The following is a 3,059-nucleotide window of genomic DNA, read 5'->3' on the forward strand; positions in this document are numbered from 1 at the left end:
CGAATAGAGAAGAGTTCTGAAGGTAGGGCTACTAATTTTGTGTGGGAAGGGAATACAATTCTACATGAGTGGGTTGAAGGTAGCTATACTTGTGAAGATGGTGCTTCGAATGCATCTTCTAACACTACATCACATGGCGCTGCAAACATTGACAGAAGTCTTATAACTTGGGTATTTGATGAAGATTCATTTGTTCCTTCTGCTAAAATTACAAGTGAAGGTAATTACAGTATTATAAGCGATTATTTGGGTACACCTGTTGGAGCTTATGATACGGAAGGTAAGCAGATTTGGTCAAGTGAACTAGATATTTATGGTCATGTAAAAGAATTGACTGGTGAGAAGGATTTCATACCATTCCGATATCAAGGGCAGTATGAGGATGGGGAAACGGGGCTCTACTATAACAGATTTCGGTATTATTCACCAAGTGAGGGGATTTATACACAACAGGATCCGATTGGGCTTGCTGGTAGTAACCCTACTTTGTATGGGTATGTAAGTAATCCACTTATAATAACGGATCCATTAGGGTTATTGAACGAATTTGGGATTGCTCGTTATGGTAGTAAGCTTCACATGAATGATGGATTTACAGCACATGAATTATTGCAGAATGCTTGGTTAAAACATAATAAAGGTGTAGAACGTCTTAAAGGTCCAATGTCAAGGCATAATCCAGCTATTGCACTTACTGAAGTTCCTCTTCATCAAAGAATAAGTGCTTTGCAAAATAGATATGGAATGCATAGCAAAAATGTATTACAAAATCAAACTGCACTGCAGAACATTAATAGGAATGCTGCGCTAACTAGACGTGGCATTATAGATGAACTGGTAAACAATAGAGGGATGGATAAAGCAAGTGCAAAAATATTTGCGACAGAAAAGGTAAAAGAACTTAGGACTGCAGCTATCGAGCATGGGCAAAAACATGGGCTTATACCATGTAATGTAAAATAGAAGGGGGATTACAATGAGAGATTTTAAAATTCTTAAAGAACGAAAAGAGTGTATGATTTTTCAAGCGAGTGAAAATGATAGCCGTAGTGGATGGATCGGAGGGAATGCACCAGTATATTTTGATGAATTGGAAGGCATGGTAAATAAAGAAACTAAGTTGAATTTTTATTTGTCTATAGTTAACCCTTTTGATGAAAATGAAATGATTTCCATTTTCGCTCCTGAAAATTTTGAAGAACGTATTTCTAAAAATAGGTATCCAAATTGTTCGTTATTAACATTTAAACATCCTAAAACAGAAGAGAGCAAATTTGAAACTTTTACCAATCCTGATTTAGTAAAGCACTTTATTTCGGAAGCTAATATTGTAAGTGATAAAAAATCATTTAAAGAAAGTTTTCTTATCAAATTTGGGGGAACACCAAAGCATATTCAAGAAGAAGAGTATTATTATAAGGAGTTGCATGATGATGGTTATAGTTTTATATTCCAGGTCGATGAGGAAGGATATCCAGATACACTAATAAAGCCAAGAAAAAGTTATCCCTTTGCGTTCGGTGCTCTATATTTATATGCACAGATTTTAGAAAGTTCGATTGAGAACCCCATAAAAGGCTATTGGCAATATTCTTAATGTGAAGAAATGAAAAATACATTTACACGAACGACTAAATAGTATCGTTAAATATTCAAGTCAAACGAATTTCGAACAATTACCTGCGAAAAGAGCGGTTTAATGGCATCTTGAATAGGCATAGTATTTGTTGGCTTTGATTTTTTGGTACACGAAATGTGGAACTACTTTATCACCTTTTTTGTATGACGAGTACACAGGGTGTGAGAGTGATTACTTTAGCTAGTAATGTAGATACCAATAACCCATCAAAACAAGTTTTGCTTGGTCTTTATAACATGGATATATTAAAGCGAAAGTCAACGAATTAGCGGCAGAGTTAAATCCGTTTTTCAAATTAAACAAAAGCAAGGACATATTATGATACCAAAACATATGTAAAGAAGAGGTTATAAATTCTTACTTTACATATGTTTTTTTGTGTAAGAGATGGAATTATTTTTATATACTTATATTCTATCTTCATCTGAAACAATTTTTTACAAGGGTAGCCGAAACTGCTAGAAGCCTTTATTTTAGGGCGTTTATGGCTCGCATATGAACGAAGTCAGGCAGGATTAGTGTAGAGGATTGTTCGTCCAGATAATCGTTGGACAGCGTATCAGCATGATGGTTTAGGAAATGTCATTCGCTCAGATTATTATGACGATACCTGGGAAACGTTTGGCTATGACAAAAATGGTTCGTTAATAGAGACTGCCAATGAACATGTGAACGTAAAGCTGGAGCGAGATCCATCTGGACAAGTCATCAAGGAGTGGCAGAATGACCATTGGATTGCGAGTAGCTATGATGAATTAGGTAATCGTTCACAGATTACAAGTAGCCTAGGTGCAAAAATCGATGTCGCTCGTAATGAAATGGGCAATGTGTCGCAAATCACTGCCTCTCGCTTAGAACAAGACAAGTGGACAGCAGCGATGCAATACAATGAACTTGGTCAAGAGATTGAGAGAATCCTGCCAGGAGATGTTATCAGCAAATGGCAATATGATGTGACCGGTAGACCAACACAGCATCGAGTAAGTAGTCAAAACCGCGATACACGAAGACGCGTCTATAATTGGGATGTTAATCACCAATTACGAAGCATGGTCAACGAGTTAACAGGTGTTCGAGTGACCTATGGCTACGACGAATTCAGTAACCTCGTGTGGGCCAATCAAGACAGTTGTCAATTTAATTTCTTATATCGCAGTGTGGACGATGTCGGGAATTTGTATGAAACAAAAGACAAAAAAGATCGTGTCTATGGCGCTGGAAGCAGATTACTTGAAACGAAAGAGGCAATATTCTCTTATGATGAGGAAGGGAATCTCGTTCAGAAAGTCGAAAAGAATGGTGATACGTGGAAGTACGAATACTTTGGCAACGGCATGATGTCGAAGGTCATTAGACCAGATAAGACAGAAGTTACTTTCAAGTATGACTCACTAGGTAGACGAATAGAGAAGAGTTCTGA

3 protein-coding genes are annotated in these 3,059 nt (G+C 37.0%); all 3 read left to right on the forward strand.

From position 1 onward, the window contains the following. A partial coding sequence (locus H131_RS25925) for an RHS repeat domain-containing protein (protein ID WP_010861492.1) occupies positions 1-963 on the forward strand: 963 nt, incomplete at its 5' end. 13 nt (positions 964-976) lie between these two features. Beyond that, complete coding sequence (locus tag H131_RS22770; RefSeq protein WP_010861493.1) at positions 977-1,597, forward strand: hypothetical protein; 621 nt, start codon at positions 977-979, stop codon at positions 1,595-1,597. A gap of 710 nt (positions 1,598-2,307) precedes the next feature. Then, the coding region (locus H131_RS22775; RefSeq protein WP_010861494.1) for an RHS repeat domain-containing protein at positions 2,308-3,059 on the forward strand (752 nt) is incomplete at its 3' end.

Origin of the sequence: Lysinibacillus sphaericus OT4b.31 (assembly GCF_000392615.1) — a bacterium.
Taxonomy (GTDB): Bacteria; Bacillota; Bacilli; order Bacillales_A; family Planococcaceae; genus Lysinibacillus; species Lysinibacillus sphaericus_B.

Excerpts from the sequence above, each read along its gene's own strand:
- H131_RS22770 (WP_010861493.1), top strand. The coding sequence starts at position 977 with ATGAGAGATTTTAAAATTCTTAAAGAACGAAAAGAGTGTATGATTTTT.